The sequence below is a fragment of the Neobacillus sp. NRS-1170 genome (assembly GCF_050468025.1).
Genome location: NZ_JBITPF010000030.1, coordinates 65756 through 87794, shown reverse-complemented (window position 1 = coordinate 87794; position 22039 = coordinate 65756). Strand labels below are relative to the sequence as shown.

20 protein-coding genes are annotated in these 22039 nt (G+C 40.3%); 16 read left to right on the top strand and 4 right to left on the bottom strand.

What is annotated here, in order from left to right; translation table 11 throughout:
• Window positions 1–350 precede the first annotated feature (350 nt).
• Window positions 351–572 (bottom strand): hypothetical protein, encoded by a 222-nt coding sequence (locus ACIFOT_RS14455; protein WP_430065633.1) that lies wholly within the window; start codon window positions 570–572, stop codon window positions 351–353.
• A gap of 281 nt (window positions 573–853) precedes the next feature.
• Here ACIFOT_RS14455 and ACIFOT_RS14450 point away from each other — a divergent pair, with 281 nt between their 5' ends.
• The 5 genes from ACIFOT_RS14450 (at window position 854) to ACIFOT_RS14430 (ending at window position 5510) form a co-directional block, all read left to right on the top strand.
• Window positions 854–1909, top strand: coding sequence for a polysaccharide deacetylase family protein (locus ACIFOT_RS14450; RefSeq protein WP_430065631.1), 1056 nt, complete (start codon window positions 854–856; stop codon window positions 1907–1909).
• A 106-nt stretch (window positions 1910–2015) separates the two neighbouring features.
• On the top strand, window positions 2016–3020 hold the full coding sequence (locus ACIFOT_RS14445) for an AI-2E family transporter (protein WP_430065641.1): 1005 nt from the start codon (window positions 2016–2018) through the stop codon (window positions 3018–3020).
• A 54-nt stretch (window positions 3021–3074) separates the two neighbouring features.
• Window positions 3075–3308: a hypothetical protein gene (locus tag ACIFOT_RS14440; RefSeq protein ID WP_430065629.1), complete on the top strand. Its 234-nt coding sequence runs from the start codon at window positions 3075–3077 to the stop codon at window positions 3306–3308.
• A 142-nt stretch (window positions 3309–3450) separates the two neighbouring features.
• On the top strand, window positions 3451–4425 hold the full coding sequence (locus ACIFOT_RS14435; protein WP_430065627.1) for a cation diffusion facilitator family transporter: 975 nt from the start codon (window positions 3451–3453) through the stop codon (window positions 4423–4425).
• 86 nt (window positions 4426–4511) lie between these two features.
• Window positions 4512–5510, top strand: coding sequence for a DUF3231 family protein (locus tag ACIFOT_RS14430; protein WP_430065625.1), 999 nt, complete (start codon window positions 4512–4514; stop codon window positions 5508–5510).
• A gap of 29 nt (window positions 5511–5539) precedes the next feature.
• Here ACIFOT_RS14430 and ACIFOT_RS14425 read toward each other — a convergent pair whose 3' ends face one another.
• The gene (locus ACIFOT_RS14425; protein ID WP_430065624.1) at window positions 5540–6052 is read right to left on the bottom strand and encodes an acyl-CoA thioesterase; all 513 of its coding nucleotides are present in this window, start codon (window positions 6050–6052) and stop codon (window positions 5540–5542) included.
• 142 nt (window positions 6053–6194) lie between these two features.
• On the opposite strand from ACIFOT_RS14425, the gene nadE reads away from it, so the two are divergent.
• From nadE to ACIFOT_RS14385, 8 genes are all read left to right on the top strand, one after another.
• Window positions 6195–7016 (top strand): ammonia-dependent NAD(+) synthetase, encoded by an 822-nt coding sequence (nadE, locus tag ACIFOT_RS14420; RefSeq protein WP_430065622.1) that lies wholly within the window; start codon window positions 6195–6197, stop codon window positions 7014–7016.
• Window positions 7017–7203: 187 nt separating this feature from the next.
• Entirely contained in the window at window positions 7204–8628 is a 1425-nt protein-coding gene (locus tag ACIFOT_RS14415; RefSeq protein WP_430065620.1) for an amino acid permease, read from the top strand.
• A gap of 168 nt (window positions 8629–8796) precedes the next feature.
• Window positions 8797–9627, top strand: a complete 831-nt coding sequence (locus ACIFOT_RS14410; protein ID WP_430065619.1) for an amino acid ABC transporter substrate-binding protein — start codon at window positions 8797–8799, stop codon at window positions 9625–9627.
• A complete protein-coding gene (locus ACIFOT_RS14405; protein ID WP_430065639.1) occupies window positions 9614–10312 on the top strand; it encodes an amino acid ABC transporter permease in 699 nt (232 codons plus the stop codon). Before ACIFOT_RS14410 ends, ACIFOT_RS14405 begins: the two co-directional genes overlap by 14 nt.
• Window positions 10313–10327: 15 nt before the next feature.
• Window positions 10328–11062 carry an amino acid ABC transporter ATP-binding protein gene (locus ACIFOT_RS14400; RefSeq protein WP_430065617.1) on the top strand — a complete coding sequence of 245 codons (735 nt, stop codon included), beginning with the start codon at window positions 10328–10330 and terminating at the stop codon, window positions 11060–11062.
• Window positions 11063–11352: 290 nt separating this feature from the next.
• Complete coding sequence (locus tag ACIFOT_RS14395; protein WP_430065616.1) at window positions 11353–11898, top strand: NfeD family protein; 546 nt, start codon at window positions 11353–11355, stop codon at window positions 11896–11898.
• A 13-nt stretch (window positions 11899–11911) separates the two neighbouring features.
• The gene (locus ACIFOT_RS14390; RefSeq protein WP_430065614.1) at window positions 11912–13432 is read left to right on the top strand and encodes an SPFH domain-containing protein; all 1521 of its coding nucleotides are present in this window, start codon (window positions 11912–11914) and stop codon (window positions 13430–13432) included.
• Window positions 13433–13767: 335 nt separating this feature from the next.
• Complete coding sequence (locus ACIFOT_RS14385; protein WP_430065612.1) at window positions 13768–16167, top strand: immune inhibitor A domain-containing protein; 2400 nt, start codon at window positions 13768–13770, stop codon at window positions 16165–16167.
• Between the two features lie 311 nt (window positions 16168–16478).
• On the opposite strand, the gene ACIFOT_RS14380 is transcribed toward ACIFOT_RS14385, so the two are convergent.
• Window positions 16479–17840, bottom strand: coding sequence for a sensor histidine kinase (locus ACIFOT_RS14380; RefSeq protein ID WP_430065610.1), 1362 nt, complete (start codon window positions 17838–17840; stop codon window positions 16479–16481).
• Window positions 17841–18189: 349 nt separating this feature from the next.
• Here ACIFOT_RS14380 and ACIFOT_RS14375 point away from each other — a divergent pair, with 349 nt between their 5' ends.
• Window positions 18190–18900 carry a response regulator transcription factor gene (locus ACIFOT_RS14375; protein ID WP_430065608.1) on the top strand — a complete coding sequence of 237 codons (711 nt, stop codon included), beginning with the start codon at window positions 18190–18192 and terminating at the stop codon, window positions 18898–18900.
• Complete coding sequence (locus tag ACIFOT_RS14370; protein ID WP_430065606.1) at window positions 18878–20251, top strand: sensor histidine kinase; 1374 nt, start codon at window positions 18878–18880, stop codon at window positions 20249–20251. The genes ACIFOT_RS14375 and ACIFOT_RS14370 overlap by 23 nt, the downstream gene beginning before the upstream one ends.
• A gap of 20 nt (window positions 20252–20271) precedes the next feature.
• Here the strand turns inward: ACIFOT_RS14370 and ACIFOT_RS14365 are convergent, their stop codons facing one another.
• Window positions 20272–21030: a (S)-benzoin forming benzil reductase gene (locus ACIFOT_RS14365; protein WP_430065604.1), complete on the bottom strand. Its 759-nt coding sequence runs from the start codon at window positions 21028–21030 to the stop codon at window positions 20272–20274.
• Window positions 21031–21347: 317 nt separating this feature from the next.
• Here ACIFOT_RS14365 and ACIFOT_RS14360 point away from each other — a divergent pair, with 317 nt between their 5' ends.
• Window positions 21348–22010 (top strand): FMN-dependent NADH-azoreductase, encoded by a 663-nt coding sequence (locus ACIFOT_RS14360; RefSeq protein ID WP_430065602.1) that lies wholly within the window; start codon window positions 21348–21350, stop codon window positions 22008–22010.
• The last annotated feature ends 29 nt before the right edge of the window (window positions 22011–22039 follow it).

Below are 22039 nucleotides of genomic sequence, written 5' to 3'. Positions count from 1 at the left end.
TGACGGGGTTAAGTCCAAATAGAATGGTCTTTTTTATTAGGAAACTACTGGAAGTAAAGGGTAATACTCTACGAATTTAAGGGTTTAGTATAATAAAGGTAAATGGAAAATGCTTTTGTGGGGTCTCCCCTGTCCCGTACTCCCGCAGGACATTGAACTGCATCCTCGAATCCGCACACGCATGAAGGAAATGCGATAGCATTTTCGAGGAGTATTGCGCCTTCCACTCCAATCAACAGGGGTAAAAAATCAATAATGATTTTTAACACAGCCTAAAAAAGGATATGTAGTAACGTCAAAGAACCCAATTCTTTAAAATGAATTGGGTTCTTTTCAATGTAAAAGGATAATTAATAACCTGACGTAATAACCGGTCCAACTGACAAGGCGAACAGAGCAAACCAGAATATAAAACTTAAAACAATCATGATAAGCCCAAGGATTATACAGGTTTTCCCAACCGATTTCTTTTCTGGATCATGATCAGTCATCCAAACAATCCCTATGATAATTCCAACGACAGGAATAAAAAATGATACGATGTAAAGCAGAGCTTTTAGCCCACCTGACACATAATCACCTCCACAATATCCCTTTCATAGGCCAATCATTGATATCTATGTCAGCTGTTATCGGAACTTGCATGTCTACATTTTGGAAATTTCTGATTAATTTTCCACCTATTTCATTCATTTTCAGGTATGATAGATATTGTAGGACGTTGTCTAAATTTCTACTATTCTCACAATTATTTTAAAATAATTGTCATATTTTTAATAGATTTGAAACATTATAGACGAAATTTCGTCTATAATGGGGAAGGAAAAAATAAACATCAAAGAGGGAATGAATAATGGGGAATCGAAAGCGCGGTTGGACGAAGGGGTCATTAGTTGTCATTATTGCGATTGGGTTCTTGTTTGCAGGGGTATTTGTCAGCAATTATTTTCAGGCCAAAGCGTCAAGTAAACCTATTAATCTTCAAAAAAATGAGCATATGAATCAGGCTGAACAGCATCCAGATCCAAAAATGGCGGCCCAGAACACGATGGATGCAAAGCTTGAAAAAGAATGGATTCGAAAACAGCAGCAAGATGCCATACGGAAAAATAATCAAGAACAAAAGCAAGAACAAAAGCAAGAACAAAAGCAAGAACAAAAGTCAGAACAAAAGCCAGTACAAACTCCCGCAGAAACTATAGCGGCACAGCCTCCAACAAAGGAAACGGGTACTTCACAACCACCGAAACAGGAAACAAACACACCTCAGTCTAATCAAACAAACACACCACCCACAAGCGCTAGTTCAGGCTCTAAAAAGACGGTTTATTTAACATTTGATGATGGTCCAGCCCCCTTTTCCGGTGAGATTATTACACTTCTAGAAAAATATCATTTCAAGGCAACTTTTTTTATGATAGACGGGAATATCCGCCGATATCCAAATTCCGTTAAATTAATGGTACAGAACGGAGAAACAGTAGGCCTGCATAGTGTATCCCACAATGTGAAAATATTTTATGCATCGGCCCATTCGGTATTAAGTGAATTAAATCAAAATCGGAATACATTGAAAACAGTATCCGGAATTGATTCCCATATCATGAGAACTCCTTACGGCAGTGCCCCAAATATGACAGACGAATATAAAAAAGCAGTGAAGGACCAGGGGTATATCATGTGGGATTGGAATATTGACAGTAAGGATTGGTATTATAAAGACGCACGGTACGTTCCCAATGTCATCGAGCAGATTAAAAGGAAATCAAATAATAATGGACCGCTTGTCATTCTTTTACATGAAAGAAAAGAAACACTGGCCCATTTGCCGGCACTGCTTGACTATTTAAGCAAACAAGGCTTTGAAGGGAAAGCCATCGATGCCACGACACCACCTGTCCAATTTTAATCATACAAATAACTTCCTAAAAGGACAAAATACGTTAGTTTTTGATATAATACTTATAGTTAATCACAGGATTGATAGTAAAAATAATGGGGTTCGATAATTGCCTATGATCAATAAACTTTTGCAGAGCAGCAGCTTCAAACGAATATCGATATTTATCATCATTGCGATCATCATTTATGCGATGAAAAGCATGATTAATTTAATTTTGCTGACGTTTATATTTGCTTTTTTAATGGATCGGCTCGTTCAATTCATTGAACAAAAAATTCCTCTTAATCGAAAGTTGATTGTTGTTATTTCGTATGCGTGTATAGTCGGCTTGCTTTCTTATGGCTTGGTTATGTATCTCCCAATGATTGCAGGTGAAATTAGGGCCCTAATCAAACAGCTGACGGTATTCTACACATCGAAGCATGACAACATGGTGCTGAACTATGTAGTAAGACGAATTGAAGAAATTCAAATTTCAAGTTACCTTGAGCAGGGCTTTACCTTTATATTTAAATATTTTACCGATATTAGTAAAATCGGTTTGCAAATCCTTTTAGCTCTTTTACTTAGTCTGTTTTTCTTATTAGAAAAACCACGTTTAATTGAGTTTACGAAGAAATTTAAGAAAAGCAAAATTGCCTCTATTTACGAGGAAGTTGAATTTTTTGCCCGTAAATTTGTGGCAACCTTCGGGAAAGTCATTGAAGCACAGTTGATTATTGCGGTTGTTAACTGTATTCTAACAACCATTTCCTTATGGCTGCTCGATTTTCCGCAATTAGGCGGTTTATCCATTATGATTTTCCTGTTGGGGCTGATTCCCGTTGCCGGGGTTATCATTTCCTTGATCCCGCTGGTGATCATCGCATATAGTATTGGCGGATTAATGAAGGTGCTGTATGTCGGGATTGCGATTGCGATCATTCATGGTATCGAGGCTTATATCCTCAATCCAAATTTGATGAGTTCCAAAACCAATCTACCTGTATTCTATACATTTATTGTGTTAATTTTCTCCGAACACTTTTTTGGAGTTTGGGGATTGATTATCGGAATTCCTGTCTTCGTCTTCCTCTTAGATGTTTTAGAAGTGACCGAAACAAAAAAGCCCAGTTGATGGGCTTTTTTGTTTGGGATAAACTAGAAATATCAAATCCAAGGAGTGTTTCTAATGGGCGAATGTAAGCTGGATCATTCTCAAGAAGATGTAAAAAATAAATACGAATCACAAGCAGTATTTTTGCCGGAAGAAATGAAGCCGTTGTTTGAAGAGTTTTTTGCCAAGGAGCATACTCAAGCAATCCTGAACGAGGTCTTCCATTTGTTGAAAAAATATGATTTAGCATCAGAGGAAGAAAAAATTGAACGAACCAACCGCTTAAATATGGTACTGCAGAATACATAAATTGAAGACTCCCATTAAATTAGAAAGGTCCTATATGGACCTTCTTTTTTGATTGCAAAAATAAATGTACAAACATGAATCCGTGTGTTTTAGAAAATATTAAGAACAACCAATTTAAAATTAATAAAGAAAAGAGGATACGATGGGAGAAATTTTTCAGTTATTAAAGCGTGGAAATAAATCGGCGATGCTCGCTGCGATTATTAATACGATCATTTCGATAATAAAGGGTGCAGCCTACATGTACACAGGCAATGTCGCGATGTTCGCTGAAACGATGCACAGCCTTGGTGATGCTGCTAACCAATTCTTTGTATTTGTAGGTTCTGCTTTAAGTAAAAAGGCCCCTACTGAAAAATATCCTAATGGATTTGGCCGTTTGGTGAACCTCGTTCTCCTAGGTGCCGTGTTAATCGTTGGTATTATGGCGTTTGAAACGATAGTCGAAGGCTATCACCATGTTGTCCATCCAACGGAATCCGGCGGTTTCATCATTAATTTACTCGTACTTGCGGTCGCTACCCTGCTTGAAACCTTTGTCCTGTTTAAAGCGATGAAAGAAATATTGCATGAAATTGAGGTAGAAGCAACCGGAGCGAGCGTGTTTGCAAAAAGTTTTGCCAATTTGGGCCGTGCGAAGCCAGCAACAAAGCTTGTTTTTATGGAAGACTTAGTTGCCACATTGGGCGGTTTGTTAGCCATCATCGCAGTGCTAATTGCTCATTTCACGACCTTCCATCGCGCTGAAGGCATAGCCTCGATGATTATTGGGGTGATGATGTTCTTCGTGGTGGGGAAAGTCTTTTTAGATAATGCGGCAGGTGTAATTGGCCAGGCTGATGAAGAAATGGAGAACAAAATTGGGGAACTGGTCATGGCAGATCCCGATGTGAAGGATATCCAAGGGCTTACCGTCATTAAAGAAGGGGAGGATTTGCATGTTGAATTGGAAATCGAGGTTGACCCTAAATTAACGGTGGCAGCCGCTGATGATATAAAAGATCGTTTAGAAGAAAAAATCATGGCGGAAAAAGGCGTTGTCGATGTAACAATAGAGATTGATGAAGAAGATGGAATCATGAGTTGGAAAAATCGCAGCGAACCGACAACAGAATAAGAGTGTAGTTCGTTTTTTGAACTTGAATAAATCCAAACAGGAATAGGGAATCTATTCATAAAGTGTATTTTAGGAAGTGAAAGTTCATGGCTGCACATACTGCGAGATTATCTAGTGCTGAAATCGGTGGGCTATGGGCCACCTATCTTCAGGAAAGTATGAGTATTTGCTTAATAAAATATTTTATTTATCATAATCATGATGAAGAAATTAAAAGCCTATTGCAACAGTCTTTAGAGATTTCTGAAAGTCATGTACAACAAATCGCCTTCATTTTTAAAAATGAAGAAATACCAATTCCTGATGGGTTCTCGGAAAATGATATAGATTTAACTGCACCACCTGTATTCTATGACATGTTTGCCCTCAGCTTTGTCTTTTCGGTGAGCCGCTTAGGAATGATAAACACGAGCTTTATTACCGCGAATGTGGCCAGAAAAGATGTGATGGAGTTTTTTGTGAACATGATTAACCAAGCTTCTTATTTGTATCAAACATCCACAACCTTAATGCTTTCAAAGGGCATCTACGACCGGCCGCCGATGATCCCATATCCAAAGCATGTGGAATACATAAAAAAGAAATCTTATATTAAGGGTTTTGGAGAGAAAAGACCGTTAAATTCCATTGAACTCACGGAGATTTTTTTTAATATAGAACGGAATTATTTTTCGATTTTACTTTGCATGGGACTACTGCAGGTGGTCAAGGACAAAGAAATCCATTCCTACATTAAAGAAGGAAAGGCCATTTCCGAAAAACAAATCCGGATATTTAATGACATTTTAATGAAGGAGGAGCTGCTTGGTAATGTTCCATTAACTATGGAGGTAACAGATGCAACGTTTTCTCCTTTTTCGGATAAGCTTGTCGTTATGCTGTTTCATTCGTTGAATGCCATCGATATCACACTTCTTGGCCATGCCTTATCATTATCAATGAGAACAGATTTGGCTGTACAATATCAAAAATTTATGCTCGAAATAATGTTATATGCTGAAAAGGGGTTTAATATCTTGGTGGAACGCGGCTGGGCACAGCAGGCACCCCAGGCTGTAGATCGAAAAACCTTGCAGAGACTGTAAAAAGGTTCGCCATCGCGGCGAACCTTTTGTTATTCCCAAGGTTTACTGGTTGTAAAGTAACTAGCGAGCTCCTTACTGCTTTTGCGATGCTTTTTTCGCTCTTCGGCCCGTTCTTTTCCCGTTTCAAAAAGCTTTTTTTCCTCTTCGGTTTCAGGAATAATACCTGGTACCGCTGATGGTTTCCCATTGTCATCTAGAGCCACAAATGTTAAAAAGGCAGTGGCAGCAATTTTTCTATCTCCAGTTAATAAGTTTTCAGCTGTAATTTTTACAAAAACCTCCATTGATGAGGTGCCGGTCCACGTAACAAAGGATTCAAAACAAACGGAGTCATGCGGGGTGATTGGGCTTAAAAAATCTACGGAGTCCGTTGAAGCAGTGACACATTCCTTCCGTGAATGCCTGGTAGCCGTAATGGATGCCAGCATATCGACATCACTCATCAGCTTCCCGCCAAATAAGGTATTATGGTTATTAACATCATTCGGGAATATCCTGCTCGTTCGTACCACTCTCGATTCATTGCACGTCTTTGCTTCCATCTAAATCCCTCCCATACATTTCTAAAATTACTTTACCCATAAACCGATAAAATTTTCCACTTATATTGCATTAGATTTTAGTGAAAAAGATGCAATTGTGGTACATTACATATATCAAAGGTTAGCTAAGGGGGACCCGAGGATGAGTATCCAATCACAAATCATGAAGGAACTAAATGTTTCTTCATTCATTCAACCAAAGGAAGAAATTCGAAAGCGAATCGATTTCTTAAAAAACTATTTGCGAAAAACGAAAGCGAAGGGATATGTGCTGGGAATTAGCGGCGGACAGGATTCCACCCTTGCAGGGCGCCTGGCACAGCTAGCAGTGGAAGAACTGAGGAACGAAGGAACCGAGGCTTTCTTCATTGCCATTCGCCTTCCATATGGAGTTCAGCAGGATGAGGAAGATGCAAGACGTTCCTTAGACTTTATTAAAGCTGACCACGAAACGGTATTTAATATCAAATCCCCTGTGGATGAAGTGCAGAACGAATATAATACCAATTATGAAGGGGAAGCTATAAGTGATTATCAAAAAGGAAATATTAAGGCTCGCATGAGGATGATTGCACAGTATGCCATTGGCGGAATGGAAGGGATGCTTGTCATTGGGACAGACCATGCAGCCGAAGCCGTTACGGGATTCTTTACAAAGTATGGCGATGGCGGGACCGATATTCTTCCGCTGACCGGCTTAACAAAACGGCAGGGGAAGGCACTCCTTAAAGAGCTTGGAGCTGATGAACGCCTGTATTTAAAGGTTCCAACCGCCGATCTGCTTGACCAAAAGCCCGGACAGGCCGATGAAACAGAACTTGGTATTACATACGATGAGCTGGATGATTACCTTGAAGGAAAGCCGGTTTCCCCAGAAGTGGCAGACAAAGTTGAAAAGCGTTACCTTATGACAGAACATAAGCGGAGACCGCCAGTTAGTATGTTTGATGATTGGTGGAAATAAAGCATCATGAGAGATTGCCTAATCAGCAGTCTCTTTTTTTGGAAAATTATTTTAGCTCACTAATGCTTTATCGCAATAAAATTTTCCATTGACATAGAATGCGGACGGGCTTATTCTAGTAACATAATAAATCGAAAAAATTATTTTACTAAAATAAAAGCAGTCAACATCGAGAGGAGTTCACACCATGGGTAAATCAAATAAACTTGGTTTTTGGGTATTGACGGCGCTTGTCGTTGGAAATATGGTTGGTTCGGGAATTTTCATGCTGCCAAGATCATTATCAGAAGCAGCAAATCCTGCAGGAGTTATTTCAGCGTGGCTATTAACAGGTTTTGGGGTTTTAATGACAGCCCTTGTTTTTGGAAATCTGGCGATTCGCAAGCCGAACCTGAACGGCGGACCGCAAATTTATGCGAAAGAGCTTTTTAAGCCAGGCTCTAATGCATCAACCCTTTCCGGCTTTATGTCTTCTTGGGGCTATTGGATTGGGAACCTTGCGGGAAACGTAGCCATCATTACAACGTTTGCCGGTTATTTATCAACACTTTTCCCGATTCTTACAAGCGGGGCAAAATGGTTTTCTATCGGCAGTTTTACCTTGAAAGTTGGTAATGGTTTAACCTTTATCGTTTGTACCATCCTGTTATGGGGAACACACTTCATTATTTTACGCGGCATGGAAAGCGCAGGGAAATTAAACTTCGCAGCAACTGCTGCAAAAGTCGCCGGCTTTTTCGTCTTTATCATTGTTGGATTGTTTGCCTTCGAAAAAAGCAATATGCTGCCAATGATGGCAACAAGAATGGATGAAGCCGGACATGCCCTAGGCTTACTATCTCAGGTAAACAACGCGGCAGTAAACACATTATGGGCATTCATCGGGGTAGAATCGGCAGTTGTTTTTGCTTCACGTGCGAAAAAGCAAACGGATGTTAAGCGTGCTACAATCTTAGGCTTATTCATAGCCTTAGCCATTTATATGGGAATCAGTACACTGGTAATGGGAATGTTAGATCAGAACACCCTAATCCACTCTGACAAACCATTGATTGATGCGATTCAAACAATCTTAGGACCTATTGGCGGCAAAGTGTTAGCGGGCATTGGCTTAATTAGTTTATTTGGCTCAACCATCGGCTGGGTAATGTTAAGTTCCGAAGTGCCATACCAGGCGGCAAAGCAAGGATTATTCCTGCCTTCTTTCTTAAAAGAAAATAAAAAGGGCTTGCCATTATTTTCTCTTCTAGTTACAAATGGGTTAGGACAGTTATTTATTTTCTCAACGATTTCTAAATCTATTTCTGGTGCTTTTGACTTTGTCATTGTTATTGCAACGTTAGCTTATTTAGTGCCATACTTCATCTCATCTGTTTACCAGCTGAAGCTGGTTATTACGGGCGAAACCTACGAAGGAAACAAAGCGAGAATAACCGATGGAATTATTGCCTTTCTGTCAACCGTCTACTCGATTTGGGTCATTATCGCAGGGACTGCTGACCTTAAAACCTTTATGTTTGGAATGCTCTTGTTAGCAAGCGGAATCCTGTTTTATGGACCACTTATGAAAAAGAAACGAGCTGTTAAAAAGGTTGTATCAAAAGCTGCCTAGTACCTGATAGCCTACCAGAGAATCTCTGGTAGGTATTTTTACATGTTTTTTCTTCATCAGGGTAAAATAAATTCGACTATTTTCACACTTTTTCTTTGACAGAAATTTAGGCTTGTATTATGATTATTAAATCCTAGCAAAACAATCAGAATTAGGGGGTTTCATTTTATGAAGAAGAAATTATCTGTGCTTTTTGCACTCTTACTAAGCTTTATGTTTATTTTGTCAGCTTGCGGCACTAGTGATAAAAACAATGCCGCTGATGAGAACAAGAAAACAGAAACAAAAGAAACTGAAGATTTATTAAAGAAGGTAAAAGATGATGGCAAAATCTTAATCGGTACGGAAGGTACATATTCTCCATTCACGTACCATGATGAAAGTGGTAAATTAACTGGCTTTGACGTTGAACTAGCTGAAGAAGTGGCCAAGCGTTTAGGTGTGAAGGCTGAATTTAAGGAAACACAATGGGATGCTATGTTTGCCGGACTTGATGCCAAGCGTTTTGATATGATTGCCAACCAGGTTGGTATTCGACCAGACCGTCAGGAAAAGTATGATTTCTCCAATGGGTATATCACTTCAAAAGCTGTCTTAATTACATCGAAGGATAACGATAAAGTAAAAGCATTCGAGGATATTAAAGGATTAAAAGCCGCTCAATCGCTAACAAGCAATTACGGTGATATGGCGAAAAAGAATGGCGCTACCCTTGTCGGAGTTGAGGGCTTCCAGCAGTCTGTCGAGCTTTTAGGGCAAAAGCGTGTCGATGTTACAATCAATGATAATATTGCCTATTTAGACTATATGAAGCATAAACCAGATGCACCAATAAAGGTTGTCGCAACTGCAGAAGACGCATCACAAAGCGGCTTTATGTTTAGAAAAAATAGCAATACACTAGTGGATGCAGTGAACAAAGCGTTAAAAGACATGATTGATGACGGCACCTACAAAAAAATCTCTGAGAAATGGTTTGGTGAAGATGTACTTAAATAGTATTTTTGCTGATCCTGAAAGAACTGCTAAATTAATTGAGATTGCAAAAAACTCCCTCCAGCCGCTGCTGGAGGGTGCTATTATGAATACCATTCCTTTAACGATTGTCTCGTTTATCGTCGGTATCATTTTAGCCATTTTAACAGCATTGGCCCGAATATCTTCTGTTAAAATTTTTCAAATCATTGCAAGAGTGTATGTTTCTGCTATCCGGGGAACGCCATTATTGGTCCAATTATTTATTATTTTTTATGGGCTTCCAAATATCGGAATTATTCTTGATCCGTTTATTTCTGCCGTGATTGGTTTTTCCTTAAGTGTGGGTGCTTATGCATCGGAAATTATCCGAGCAGCAATTCTTTCCATTCCGAAGGGACAATGGGAAGCCGGCTACTCAATTGGGATGACCTATACACAGGCTTTAAAAAGAATCATCTTGCCGCAAGCGGCAAAGGTATCCATTCCGCCATTATCAAATTCGTTTATAAGTCTTGTTAAAGATACCTCGCTCGCGTCGGTTGTACTTGTAACAGAGTTGTTTCGGCGTGCCCAGGAAATTACGGCAGCTAACTATGAATTCTTATTGGTCTATTCCGAAGCCGCACTCATCTATTGGGTCATATGCTTTTTTCTTTCCATTATTCAAGGATTTATGGAAAAAAGAATGGACCGTTATGTGTCTTAATGAGGGAGTTTTATCATGATTTCAATTAATGGTTTATACAAGCAATTCGGGCAATTGGAAGTCTTAAAGGGAATTGATCTTAATGTTGAAAAAGGAAAAGTGGTCGTAGTCATTGGACCTTCCGGATCTGGTAAGACAACCATGCTTCGCTGCCTCAATGTGTTGGAAACACCTACAAAGGGTGTCATTTCCATTGAAGGCCAGCAGCTTGATTTTTCAAAGGCCGTTTCGAAAAAAAATATTGCCTCGTTCCGCCGCTTGACTGGAATGGTTTTTCAAAATTACAATCTGTTTCCTCATAAAACCGCTCTTGAGAATGTAATGGAAGGACCGGTGATCGTAAAGGGGGAGAGCAAAGAGGCCGCTCGAAAAAAAGCACAGTCTCTGCTCGAAAAAGTCGGTCTTGGTGATAAAATTGATTATTACCCTGCGCAGCTTTCCGGGGGACAGCAGCAGCGTGTTGGTATTGCCAGGGCATTGGCAATGGAACCAAAGGTCATGCTGTTTGATGAGCCAACATCTGCCTTAGACCCTGAGTTGGTAGGAGAGGTTTTGAAGGTTATGAAGGATCTTGCTGGTGAGGGCATGACAATGATTGTTGTCACCCATGAAATGCGTTTTGCCCGTGATGTGGCCGATGAGGTTATTTTTATGGACGGTGGCGTCATTGTCGAACGAAACAAGCCAGAAGAAATCTTTACAAATCCAAAGGAAGAACGAACAAGAAAGTTCCTGAATATGATTCAATAAGGTGTTGTGGCGTGGGTGCCATGGCACTTTTTTATTTTGTTTTTCCAAAAAATGTCCAAAGTCCAAATAATTTTGCAGTTCGTTCATAGAATATCCTCATTATTAGTGCAGGAGAATCTGAATCGGTATAGAAATTGATTAAAAACGAGAAATATTTCTGGAAATGTGAAACTTTTCCATTTGCTACCCGTATTAAAGGTATATACATAAGAAGGGATTGATGCTGATGGATGAGGAGTGGTTTATGAGTGGGATGAATTTTTAAAAATGAACGATAAGGATTGGTGCGTATGGAATTTTTTGGCATTTCATTAGAAATGATTTATTTATATGGGTTAATCATTTCTGGTGTCTTAACGGTTTTGTATGTTTTGTTTGCCGATGTATTTCATTTTCATGGAGCAGGTGACGGGGGACTGCATTTTTTCAACCCAGTCTTGATTTTTGCCTTCGTAACCATTCTTTCTGCAAGCGGTTACTTATTGGAAAGGCTTTCGTCACTACATTATCTGCTTATCTTAGGGATTTCTGCAGTCTTCGCTTTTATTGCCGTTATCTTATTAAATGTGTTTGTGCTTGTTCCGTTATCATCTGCGGAGGAGTCATTAGTGTACAAAGAATCAGATCTTCGCGGCAGAATTGGAACAGTTATCACCACGATTCCTTCAGATGGATTCGGTGAGGTGATGATTGACAGCACAAGTGGAAGAATTGCAAAACCAGCATCAAGCTTTGACGGTGACTCCATTCCAAATGGCACACAGGTACTCGTTGTTCAGGTCAAAAATGGCGTATTGGAAGTAACTGTTCATCATCAATTAGTAAGCTTTATATAGGGGGTCATTCAATATGGAATTCGGATTTGTATGGATTATTGTAGGAATTGTTGTCCTTATTTTCCTAGCGTTAATCGGTGTCTTTATTACAAAGTACCGAACTGCGGGGCCAGATGAGGCACTAATCGTAACAGGAAGCTTTCTTGGAAGCGGGAATGTTCACGTGGACGAATCGGGCAATAAAGTAAAAATCATCCGAGGCGGAGGCAGCTTTATTTTACCAGTCTTCCAACAGGCAAAGCCACTAAGTTTGTTATCTAGTAAACTAGAAGTTACCACACCTGAGGTATATACCGAGCAGGGGGTACCAGTCATGGCTGACGGTGTTGCCATAATTAAAATCGGCGGTTCGATCAGTGAGATTGCGACAGCTGCTGAGCAGTTTCTCGGCAAGCCGAAGGAAGACCGTGAAAATGAAGCTAGAGAAGTTTTAGAGGGCCATCTCCGTTCGATTCTCGGCTCCATGACAGTGGAAGAAATCTATAAAAATCGCGATAAATTTTCCCAGGAGGTCCAACGTGTTGCCTCTCAGGACCTGGCAAAAATGGGCCTGATCATTGTCTCTTTTACGATCAAGGACGTTCGTGACAAAAATGGCTACCTGGAGTCGCTCGGTAAGCCGCGGATTGCCCAGGTGAAGCGGGATGCCGATATCGCCACCGCAGAAGCAGAGAAAGAAACTCGCATTAAAAAAGCGGAAGCGGCGAAAGAAGCGAAGCGTAATGAATTGGAGCGGGCAACGGAAATTGCTGAAGCTGAAAAAATCAATCAGCTGAAAATTGCAGAATTCCGCCGCGAGCAGGATATTGCTAAGGCCCGTGCTGACCAGGCGTACGACCTAGAAAGTGCAAGAGCGAAGCAGGATGTCACCGAACAGGAAATGCAAATCAAGATCATCGAGAGACAAAAGCAAATTGAATTGGAAGAAAAGGAAATTCTGCGCCGCGAGCGCCAGTACGATTCCGAAGTTAAGAAAAAGGCTGATGCTGACCGCTATTCCGTTGAGCAATCTGCGGCCGCAAACAAAGCCAGGGAAATCGCTGAAGCAGAAGCAAATAAATATCGCATAGAAGCGATGGCAAAAGCGGAAGCTGAGCGAATCCGACTGGATGGTTTAGCGAAGGCTGAGGCTCAAAAGGCACAGGGTTCAACCGAAGCAGAGATTATCCGCTTAAAAGGTTTGGCCGAAGCAGAAGCGAAGGAAAAAATCGCTGAAGCCTTCGAGCAATTTGGTCAAGCAGCGATCCTCGACATGGTCATCAAAATGCTGCCTGAATACGCGAAACAAGTGGCAAGCCCGTTATCCAATATTGATAAAATTACTGTTGTTGACACTGGCGGCGGTTCCGGCACGGACGGCGGCGCGGGCAAAATCACCAGCTATGCGACCAACCTGATGGCAAGCCTGCAAGAGTCATTAAAGGCATCAAGCGGTATTGATGTAAAAGAACTGATTGAAAACTACTCCGGAAAAGGGAACGTCCGGAAAAGCATCGATGAACTGACTGATGAAATCAAGAAAAAAGACGCATAACCAACAAAAATCCTTATCCACTGTGATAAGGATTTTTTTGTTATTTTTTCAAAAAAATTCATAGGTAAATAGAATTAAAATTTCGGAACACGAAGGAATATTTTACCTATACTAAAACCTAGTTTTTAGTTCAATGCACCTGATGTTTTGAATTATTTTAGTATTATTTACCTATATTTTAAAAATTAAATGATTACTTTATATTGCTAATATCCTAAAGGAGATTGAATTATCCCTATTTTTGAAATATTTACAATATTATTTCCAACTGCTAGAATTCAAGTCAGACTCAAAAAAAATAGATGATGAGTCTAATATATTAGGAGGTTACATATATGAGAAAGAAAAGTGGCTTGAAAGTTTTTTCTAGCATCGCAGCTTCGACATTAGTAGCGACGACATTATTCGCCGGTACGGTCGCTGGTACAAAAGCATCTCCCGTTTTAGCCAAAACTGTATCAACTGCAGAATCTGCACCAATCGATTTGAATGTGGTGGATCAGGACAGGCTTGCAAAGGCATTGCAGCAAAGAGGACTCATTTCAAAAAATGCCAGCAAGGAAGAGGTAGAAAAAGCTGTTAAAGCTTACATAGAAAAGAAGAAGGGTGAAAAGCCCGGCAAAACGGATAAAGCTCTTACACAAGAGCAGTTAGCTTTTGATAAAAAAGCAAAAGATTTCGTAACCAAGCAGAAGGACAAGCTTGCGCAGCAACTTGATAAAGACCATGAAAATTTCAAAAAAGGAAAGCCGACGGGCGAAGTTAAAGTTGATTCTGCTAAACAATCAGCCTATAACGGAACTGTCCGTGAAGACAAAGTACTAGTACTTTTAGTTGAATATGCTGACTTAAAGCACAATACTGTAAAACAAGAACCAGGCTATATGTACGCAAATGACTTCAACAAAGAGCATTATGAAAAAATGCTGTTTGGCGATCAGGATTTCACTCTTTTCAATGGAGAAAAGATTAAAACGTTCAAACAATATTATGAAGAGCAATCAGGAGGAAGTTACACTGTTGACGGTACGGTGTCCGATTGGCTGACAGTACCGGGAAATGCTGCTGAGTATGGCGGTGACAATCCAGAGGGCGGCCATGATAATGCTCCTGGAACAAAGGGGGCTCGCGGCCTTGTAAAGGATGCACTTAATGCAGCTGTGGCGTCTGGAATTAATTTAGCAGATTATGATAAATTCGACCAATATGATCTAGATGGTGATGGAAATCGAAATGAGCCAGACGGTCTAGTTGACCACTTAATGGTTCTTCATGCAGGTGTCGGCCAGGAAGCTGGCGGCGGAGTAGTTGGAGATGATGCGATCTGGTCACACCGTTGGACATTAAATGGTGTTTATCCAGTAGCGGACACTACAGCGGCTGTAAATTACTGGGGCGGTAAAATGGCTGCATATGACTACACAATCGAGCCAGAAGACGGAGCAGTCGGCGTATTTGCACACGAATTTGGCCATGACTTAGGCGCTCCGGATGAGTATGACACTCAATATACAGGCAATGGCGATTCAGTTGCTCAATGGTCAATCATGAGCGGCGGAAGCTGGAGCGGCGATATTGCTGGTACGCAGCCGCCAAGCTTTTCACCACAAGTCAAGGAATTCTATCAAAAAACAATCGGCGGCAAATGGGCCAATATTTCGGAAGTAAACTACGAGGATATCGATAAAAATGGTCTTTCTACTGTTATCGATCAGAGTGTTACAAAATCCAATAACCCAGGTATCGTGAAAGTAAATCTTCCTGCCAAGAAAGTTCCTGGCATAGCACCTGAATTTGGCACAAAATACTATTATAGTACTAAAGGTGATGACCTAAATACTGTACTAGAAACTCCAGTATTTGATCTAACTGGTGCTACAAATGCACAATTTGATTACAAGCAATTTTACCAAGTTGAGTTCGATTATGACTATCTATATGTAGATGCTGTAGTTGAAGGTGTTAAAGATCCTGTATCACTTGACGTCATTGGTAACGATAACACTGCTGGCAGCGGATATGAAACTTCTCAAGGCAAGTGGGAAGATAAGTCCATTGATTTAAGCCAATTCTCTGGTAAGAAAGTAAAACTAGTATTTAATTATGTTACAGACGGCGGTCTTGCTCCAAATGGTTTCGCAATTGACAACCTTTCATTAACAGTAGATGGACAAGTTAAATTCTCTGATGATGCAGAAGGTACGCCTAAAGTAACTCTAGATGGTTTCGAAGTATCTGATGGCTGGATTCAAAAGCCACATTACTACTACCTAGAGTGGAGAAACTACGCTGGTTCTGATACAGCGCTACAATTCTCTCGCGGTTCAAAATATAATACTGGTTTAGTAGTTTGGTATGGAGATGATACATTCACTGATAACTCGGGCGGCGTTCACCCAGGTGAAGGCTTCCTAAGTGTAGTCGACTCTCACCCTGAAGCGCTTGTATTTAAATTAAACGGTGTAGACTCCATCGCGCAAACAACTCGCTACCAAGTTGCAGATGCTGCCTTCTCATTAGACAAGTCACCTGCATGGTATGCGGATTCACCAACTCGCGGAATCTATGATTACAAAGGCCTTCCAGGCGTTACTGAATTTGATTCTACTAAGTCATACATTAACAATGTGATTCCTGATGCCGGAGTTAAAGTTCCTTCACAGTATCCAATTAAGGTTCAAGTTGTCGGCGAAGCAAAAGACAACACTGCTGGTGCAGTTTGGATCCACAAATAAAAGATTATAAAAGACATCAGGCTTGCCTGATGTCTTTTTCTAGATGTCTTCATTGCCCGAGAAAGCCGGAAATTCATTGTTAACGTAAATGAAAGGTCATTTCATTGCCCGAGAAAGCCGGAAATTCATTGTTAAGGTAAATGAAACGCCTTTTCATTGCCCGAGGAAGCCGGAATTTCATTGTCAAGGTAAATGAAACGCCATTTCATTGCCCGAAGAAGCCGAAATTTCATTGTTAAGGTAAATGAAACGTCATTTCATTGCCCGAAGAAGACCAAAATTCCTCGTTAAGGTAAATCAGCCTCCCTTCTTCATAGGATAATCTTAAATGTCGTTCCCACACCCAAACTACTGAAGACTTCAATTGTTCCTCCATGGGCCTCCACTAGCTGTTTCACAATAGAAAGCCCAAGGCCAGTACCACCGAGAGCCCTAGTACGAGATTTATCCACTCGATAGAACCGCTCAAAAATGCGAGCCAAATCCATTTCAGGAATACCCTTTCCTTCATCATGAACGATTACTTGAAGCTTGCCATCGACTGTATCTGCACCAACAATGATTTTGGTATTCGGCTCCGAATATTTCCGCGCATTATCCAGCAGATTGAGAATAACCTGCTCAAATCGAATCGGATCAATTACTCCGGAGAGCTCAGACTGACACGACAAGACAAGTTCCATTTGATTTTCTTTAAGCGCAGGCAAAACTTTTTCAATAATGCTCTGAAAATATGGAAGTAAATGCACCTCTTCTTTTTCAATCGAGAAATTATTTTCATCCATTTTCGCTAAATCAAATAATTCCTTCACGAGCTTTGATAGCTTAACGGATTCTTCAAAAATAATCCCTAAAAAGTTATCCCGATCCGGAGAAGCAGGATCGGCACGTCGAGCAATATCTGCATATCCCTTTATGTACGTCAACGGAGTCCGCAGTTCATGTGAGATACTCGCCAAAAACTCATTTCGTTCATTTTTTAATACTTCTAAATCACTGGCCAGAACCTTTATCGATTCACCGAGCTCGCCAATTTCGTCCTTCCCAAGCTTTGGGAGGGAAACGGAGAAATCCCCTTTACTGATCCGCTTCGTCGCATCACTCATCTTAATAAGTGGATCCGTAACAGCCCTTGTCAAAAAGACAATGATAATCATCATAAATAGAAGGGAAAGCAGACCTGCAAGCAAAAAGTGCCTGTTTAACCCAGAAATTAAATCCTTAATTTTTTGCGTACTTTGGAACATATATACATAACCATTAACCTTATTATCTATTACTACTGGGCTAATAGAGGCAATATAGGTTGCGTGCTTCCAGTCATCTTCTAAGATTAAACCATCGTGAGGCACACTTCTTGGCGTTCCCTTTAAGATTTTCTTCATTTCATTCGTCACTTTATTTGACGACATATAAATGCCATCATCTGGTGTTGTAAGGATGACCTGGGTATCAGTCCGCGCCTCCATCATCGCAATATGCCTGATTGTTTCTTCTTGGAAGGAAGCCTCGAGAATTTCGCGATGATTATTGCCCCGAGTTTGAAGAGCCGACAACTCATCATGAACCCGGGAATGAATGATATTATCGTGTAAGAAAAACATCGAAATACTTTCTAATAGAAAAATAGCGACAAAGAAAAGCAATCCTATTTTAAAAGAAATTTTATTCATGGAAAACATCTCCTCATAACCTAAGAATACTACATGTTTAGTCATGAAAAACCCTCAATTTGTAACCATTTTCTTAAATTCAAAAAAATGGGGCATCCCGCAGCCGGGACACCCTGATATATAAAAAGAGAGGTTAAATTTGGGATGAGTAAGAGTTTTTCAACAAATTACTCCATCAAAGAGGGGATCATTAAAAACTGGGGGTCCTCAATGAATCTCCTCTTCCTTCACTACACTTACATCTTAGCGGGAAAAATTGAAGATGTTATGAAGAACTTGTGGTGAATTTGTGAAGTTACAAAAATCACAGACCTATGATGATATAGTTAAGATATGGGGAGTGATAATAATGAGAATATTATTAGTCGACGATGAACGTAGAATCATAGAAGTTCTCGAAGCTTACCTAGAAAGAGAAGGCTATGAAATACATAGTGCCGATAATGGCATCGACGCCTTAAAAAAAGTCAAAACTATCAAACCTGATTTAATCATACTAGATTTAATGCTTCCTGACATTTCCGGTGAAGAGGTATGCCGTCTCGTTAGAAAAGATTCCGATGTACCGATTCTTATGCTGACCGCCAAATCGGCCGAGGATGACCGCATTAACGGGATTGTAATAGGTGCAGACGACTATTTAACAAAACCATTCAGCCCAAGGGAAGTCGTCGTTCGTGTTCAAGCCATTTTAAGACGTGCGAAAAAGACAGAAAAAGTAGAGCCTCTTGAATTCAATGGGAAAAAACTAGCGATTGACCTGGATAAAAAAGAAGTAACCGTAAATGGACAATATGTAACCCTAACGAAGATTGAATATAAACTACTAACCAATATGGCGGTGAACCCAGGACGAGTATACAGCAGAATGGACTTATTAGAAAAAATCCAGGATGAAGGCATATATTATGAGGGCTACGAGCGCAGCGTCGACACTCATATTAAAAATCTTCGTAAAAAAATTGAACTAGATTCAAGGCAGCCAGATTTTATCGTAACGGTCTTTGGCATGGGCTATAAATTTGGAGGTGTGCTCGATGTTGCAAACACTCCGGTCTAAAATTCTTTTTTACCTAGTACTCATCTCGATGATCGGGATCTTAATCGTCAGCTTTTTTATCCAATATGGTTTTGAAGAAAGCTTTCACAGCTATTTAGACCGAAACCGCGAAAAAAAGATTGATAGAATTATCACGGAAATTGAGAAGGATTATCGCAAAAATGGCCATTTTACAAGCAATCCGGTCTTTGGACTCTTACACGAGAATGCGATGACCGATCAGCTTTATTTTCAATTGTATGACCGTTTTGGGCAGTTGCAAATGGATTCTTCGAACATTCGCGGCATGCTGAATAGCTTAGGTTTAACAGAACCGACGCCGGACGGAGAGGAGTGGCACTCCAAAACCTATACCCTGAAAGTCGACAATGCCATTATCGGCAAGCTGGTTGCCATCTACCCGGAAGGCCTTATTGACGATGAATATACCTTTATCCAAACGATTCAATTATACATTCTGGCAGCCGTCTGTTTAACAATCATTCTCGCGATTATCTTCAGCATGCTTTTTTCAAAAAAATTAACCTCAGGCTTAAAGAAGCTTTCATTTGCAGCGGGGGAATTGCAGCAGCATAACTTGAACATTCGCATTCCCTTATTAGGTTTACCCGCAGAGGTAAAGCAAATCGCGATATCGTTCAATAATTTGGCTGAGTCTTTGGCTAAGGAAGAGATGCTACGGAAGCAGTTTACTGGTGATCTTGCTCATGAATTGCGTACACCGCTCGCTACCTTAAGAAGTCAAATTGAGGCTTTTCAGGACGGAATCTGGGAGCCGACACGTGAGCGCCTTGCGACCAGTCATGAAGAACTGATGCGCTTAGTAAGACTTGTGAATGAACTAGAAAAATTGCTCGCAGCTGAAAATCCGCAAATCAGGCTTGATCAAATAGAATTAGATGCTGGCAGTGTGCTGGCAGCGTTATGGGAAATGTTTATGCCCTTGTTTAAAGAAAAGGGAGTCCAGCTTCATATTGAAGAACATGGCCAAGAGGAATTGTTCGAAGCAGACAAGGACCGCTTGATGCAAATTCTTTCTAACGTCCTCAACAATGCCTTAAAATATACGCCGGAAGGAAAAAATGTCACCATCTCCGTCGAAACCGAAATGGAAGGCTTTGTTGGTTTTAAAATACAAGATGAGGGTTCAGGTATGGCCGAAGACGATATCCCTCATATTTTCGAGCGCTTTTATCGCGGCGATAAATCACGTGATCGGAAAACGGGCGGAGTAGGAATTGGTTTATCAATTGTTAAAGCTTTAATGGATGCCCATAAAGGAGTCATTAAAGTAAAAAGCAAATTAAATAAAGGAACGAGCATAATCCTTTGGTTTCCGCAAGAAGAATAGGCCGTTGCAGTGGCAGTGTCCTATTTTAATAAATCCTTGATATGATATACTTTTCCGCTTTCGACATTTCCGCTAAGAATGAATTCAATTAAAGCATTTGCTACAATAGCGGGTTTTAATAACAGGTTCTTTTCTTTATAGTCTTTAAATTGCTCAAGGTCCCTAAATGCATCCTTAGTAGATGCACGAATGGTTTCCTGCATTTTCGTTTCCATCATCCCAGGGCTAAAGGCGATAATTTTATGATTCGAATTTAATTCCGCTTGTTCCAGGGCAGCCGTTTGTGTGAACATATTCAGCCCTGCTTTGGAACTGCCATACACACTCCAGCCTTCAATCAATCTGACTGCGGCACCGGAAGTTACATTGATGATTTGGACTAGCGTTTCCGTAAGCTGCGCTTTACTTAAAAACAAATTCGTAATCAGAATAGGGGCAATCAAGTTGATTTGAATGTTCCGAATGACTGGCGCTTGATTGAGGTGGCCAACCGTATGGATGGGCTCAATTACACCTGCATTGTTAAAAACAAAGATTTCTGTTGGATTCTTTTGAAAAATACAATGGGCAATTTCCATAAATACTTCTTGGACTTCTTCTTCTAATGCAAGGTTACAAGAATAATGCTGATAGAAAAGACCTTTTTCCAATGCCAGCTTTTTAATTTCCTTATTTTCAGAGCGCGAAACAGAAACAACCGCGATTTGTTCCTGAATCAGCCGTTTGGCAATAGCCTCTCCTAATCCCTTTGATGCTCCCGTAATGATTGCATATTTCAAAAAAACTCCCCCTTTATGTAACTCAAACTTATTTTATTCTCCCCAATTTTTTAAAGCAAATAAAAAGAGCAGTCCCAAATGGAACTGCACAGATTGTCGAGAAAAGTAATTTTTCTCCGCAATTTTTTATGAAGTGGTTGTCTCTGCAAACTGGCCTGTTGATTTCCGCTCCAATCAACAGGGGGGAGATCACCCAAAGTAGTTGGGATGAGATTCATATAAAATTCACAAACTTCACTTATTGTTCAATTGTGAGCAAAGAAGTTTGTTGTAGTATAGTAGTAGAAATTAAAATTGTGGCTGGAGGATGGGAGCGAATGGAAAAGCTTTTATATATTACGGCAAATCCGAAAATTGATATAAAACTTTCTAAAGGAATGCAGATTGGGGAAGTATTTTTAGAAGAATTCAAAAAGGCACAGCCTGATGTGGAAATTGAACGCTGGCATTTATATGATATGGACATCCCTGTTATTGATATGGATTTGTTATATGCACGGGCGAAATTATCTTTTATGGGCTATACAAAAGAACAGCTATCGGAAGCGGAACGGACGAAAATCGAAAAAATGCACGCCCTGGCTGACCGATTTATTGAGGCGGATTATTATGTGTTTGTGACTCCGATTTGGAACTTCGGAGCACCGGCGATTGTCAAGGCATTTATGGATTGTTTATTTATCGCTGGAAAAACTTTCACCTACACAGATCACGGGGCAAAAGGGCTTCTCACAGGAAGAAAGGCCATCCATATTCAAACACGCGGCGGCATTTACTCTACTGGACCGATGGTGGAATTTGAAATGGGCGATCGTTACTTAAAAAAGGTATTCGAATTCCTAGGCTTTGAGAGCTTGGATACGGTCATTGCAGAAGGGATGGATCATTTTCCAAAAAAAGTTCCTGAGATTATGGCAAAAGCTAAAGAACAAGCAGCAGAAGCCGCCAGAAAAATGGCTGAACTGCACGTTAAACAATAAAAAAATGCGGCTCTGGGAGTCGCATTATT